Source organism: Pseudolactococcus hodotermopsidis, from assembly GCF_011170085.1.
GTDB lineage: Bacteria > Bacillota > Bacilli > Lactobacillales > Streptococcaceae > Pseudolactococcus > Pseudolactococcus hodotermopsidis.
Genome location: NZ_BLLI01000109.1, coordinates 1 through 3079 on the forward strand (window position 1 = coordinate 1; position 3079 = coordinate 3079).

General features: G+C 39.1%; 4 protein-coding genes. All 4 read right to left on the reverse strand.

Going from position 1 to position 3079, the window contains the following annotated elements:
* Window positions 1-210 precede the first annotated feature (210 nt).
* Window positions 211-1701: a threonine synthase gene (gene thrC, locus Hs30E_RS10685; protein ID WP_172209917.1), complete on the reverse strand. Its 1491-nt coding sequence runs from the start codon at window positions 1699-1701 to the stop codon at window positions 211-213.
* Between the two features lie 150 nt (window positions 1702-1851).
* Window positions 1852-2445: a transcription termination/antitermination protein NusG gene (gene nusG, locus Hs30E_RS10690; RefSeq protein ID WP_172209918.1), complete on the reverse strand. Its 594-nt coding sequence runs from the start codon at window positions 2443-2445 to the stop codon at window positions 1852-1854.
* A 67-nt stretch (window positions 2446-2512) separates the two neighbouring features.
* Entirely contained in the window at window positions 2513-2707 is a 195-nt protein-coding gene (gene secE, locus Hs30E_RS10695) for a preprotein translocase subunit SecE (protein ID WP_172209919.1), read from the reverse strand.
* Window positions 2707-2856: a 50S ribosomal protein L33 gene (gene rpmG / locus Hs30E_RS10700; RefSeq protein ID WP_172209920.1), complete on the reverse strand. Its 150-nt coding sequence runs from the start codon at window positions 2854-2856 to the stop codon at window positions 2707-2709. The genes secE and rpmG overlap by 1 nt, the downstream gene beginning before the upstream one ends.
* Window positions 2857-3079 lie beyond the last annotated feature (223 nt).

Below are 3079 nucleotides of genomic sequence, written 5' to 3' on the forward strand. Positions count from 1 at the left end.
AGATTCAAAGGTTGGACGTTTAACGCCAACTAGACGTTTAAAATGACTATCGCTGAGTTTCGTGAGGGATTCATAGTTCATGACTATAGTATAACAAATTTTTTTATTTTTGGGAGAAGTCTATTATAAAAAAACAAAATTGTGCAACTGTTTTTGTATTTTCGACAAAAAACCGCTAATATCGAAATTAGCAGTCCTTTAAATATAATACTATTTCAACTCCAAATACGCCTCAACCGCCTTTTGCATCTCCTCAGTCGCCACAACCGTCTGATGCAAAACTGGCGCATCAAACAATTCTGATACCGCTTTTGGCAATGGTGTGCTAGATATTTCTGCCAACCTCTTGACCAAATCGAAGTCGTCTTCTTCGCCTGTCACTGTCGCCAAACTTTCGACAACAACTTTCGGAAACTTGTAAGGACTAGCGGTTGAAACCACGACAGTTGTCGTTTGATCAGCTGTTTGGGCGATATATTTCTTGTAAACGGCGCTTGCGACTGCTGTGTGCGGGTCTTCAACATATTTATCCGTTTTAAATGTTGCCGAAATCTGCGCTGAAATTTCTGCCTCATTTGCAAAATCGGCATAAAAATCACTGAGTTTCCCAAGCATTTCGTCTGTGATTTTATAATCACCAGTCGCATTTAAACTTGCCATAAATGCAGCAGTAGCCGTATCATTATCCCCTGTCAAATGGAAAATCAAACGTTCGAGATTTGACGAAACGAGAATATCCATGGACGGCGAGGTTGTCACGAAAAATTCACGATTCTTATCATAAACACCCGTGCGGAAGAAGTCAGTCAAAACGTTGTTTTCATTGGACGCGCAGATAAGTTTAGCAACAGGCAAGCCGATTTGTTTGGCATAATAAGCCGCTAAAATATTACCAAAATTGCCTGTCGGTACGGTAAAGTTGATTGCCTCGCCGTTTGCAATTTCACCAGATTTGACAAGTTGCGCATAAGCGTAGACATAGTAAGCGATTTGTGGCACAAGGCGACCAATATTCATGGAATTGGCGCTTGAAAACTGCTTGTTATTGGCAAACATTTTGTCACGCAAATTTTCGTTATTGAACATTTCTTTGACAGTCGTTTGCGCATGATCAAAGTTACCGTCAATAGCGATAACTTTGACGTTTTCGCCAATTTGTGTCGTCATTTGACGTTCTTGGATTTTGGACACACCGTCTTTTGGATAAAAAACGACAATTTTGGTGTTTGGTACATTGGCAAACCCCGCCATAGCAGCTTTTCCAGTGTCGCCAGAAGTTGCCGTCAAGATGACAATTTCGCGCGCAACACCGTGTTTTTGGGCAGCCGTCGTCATCAGATAAGGCAAGATTGACAATGCCATATCCTTGAAAGCAATCGTATTACCGTGGAAAAGCTCGAGATTGTACTGACCGTTGAGCTTGACAAGCGGCGCTATTTGCGGGTCGTCAAACTTGCTATCATAAGCCTGCGCAACACAATAAGCAATTTCTTCCGATGTGAAATCGTCAAGAAAAGCTGATAAAATGAGTGTCGCCACTTCTTGATAAGTTGCGTTTTTCAGCGTTTCAAAATCAAGTGTGACTTTTGGTGTTTGTGTCGGCACATAGAGACCGCCATCAACAGCTAAACCTTGTAAAATAGCTTGACTAGCGGTTGTTTGATTCGTTTTGTCGCGGGTTGATTGGTAGATTAATGTCATGTTAAAGTCCTTGTCTAGTTGATAATGAGCGGCGCTTAGCTCAATAACTACTTTTCTTAATTTAGTTTAGTTTTCTTATATCAAATATACCACAATTATCTGAATATTTCAAAAAAAGTTGCTGAATTTAGCAACTTTTCTCGTAATAAATTAACGGTCAAGTTCGTCGATTTGTTGTACATCAAGCTCAACAGGTGTCTCGCGTCCAAACATATCAACCGTTACTTTCAGTTTATCACCATTGACCTCGGTAATCGGTCCTTCAAAACCAGCAAATGCGCCATCAATAATTTTGACTGGCTTGCCGACATAAACATCAAAAGTGATTTCACGAACAAGTTTGCCCATGCCTTGCAGAATTTCTTGGATTTCTTCTTCAAACAATGGCGTTGGTTTAGAACGGTTACCATGAGAACCGACGAAACCTGTCACATTTGGCGTATTCCGCACGACAAACCAAGCCTCATCAGTCATATTCATCTCAACCAGCACATAACCTGGGAAAAGATTTTCCTCAACTTCCTTACGCTTGCCGTTGACTTCTTTTTCAACCGTTTCCGTCGGAATTTCAATGCGCAAGATATTATCGGTCATATTGTAAGTTTGCGCACGCTCAAGCAAGTTTTCCTTAACTTTGTTTTCGTAACCTGAGTAAGTTTGGATAACGAACCAACCTTGGTCAAAATTAACTGTCTGCTCTTTTTTACCATTTTCTTCAATGTTTGCTTCAAATGCTTCTGACATTGTAACTCTCCTGTTTTTTCTATAAAGAAAAAGGCTTGTTCCGCCCTTTTCTTATATTATATCATATTTATTTGACAAATGGTGACAAAATTAATACCGCTTGTTGAATACCATTGTTAATAAGCCAGTCGAAAATCATAACAACGACAGCATAAAAAACCGAATATTGAACAACCAAAGCAAAGTCTCTACGAGCTTCTCGCTTAGTTGGCCAAGTCACAAGTCGCATTTCAGCAACAATTGAACCTATGAATTTGAACATTATCTTGTCTCCTTATGTAACGTATGCTTACCGCAAGTTCTGCAAAATTTTTTAACTTCAAGTCGTTTTTCATGACCATTTGAACTCACATTTATCGAATAATTGCGCGATCCGCAGACCGTGCAAGCTAAACTTGCTTTTTTTATCATGGCTACTCCTTTAGCGATTGAACTAACTATCCCAAATATTTATTTTACCAAATTTTTTATCATTAGTCAAACCATGATTTGATACAGCACAGTGTCTTATCATTCGAAAGTGATAATGTCCTAAGTAGGTCGAAACATAAAATGTCCCAAATGTTAAACTAATACTTATGAAAAGGATATTACTCACTGTGAATGAATTGAAAAAGTATCGTGTTATCAAGTT

Bases quoted from the DNA above. Each gene is read 5' to 3' on its own strand.
- thrC (WP_172209917.1), bottom strand. From the start codon at position 1,701: ATGACATTAATCTACCAATCAACCCGCGACAAAACGAATCAAACAACC.
- nusG (WP_172209918.1), bottom strand. From the start codon at position 2,445: ATGTCAGAAGCATTTGAAGCAAACATTGAAGAAAATGGTAAAAAAGAG.
- secE (WP_172209919.1), bottom strand. From the start codon at position 2,707: ATGTTCAAATTCATAGGTTCAATTGTTGCTGAAATGCGACTTGTGACT.
- rpmG (WP_172209920.1), bottom strand. From the start codon at position 2,856: ATGATAAAAAAAGCAAGTTTAGCTTGCACGGTCTGCGGATCGCGCAAT.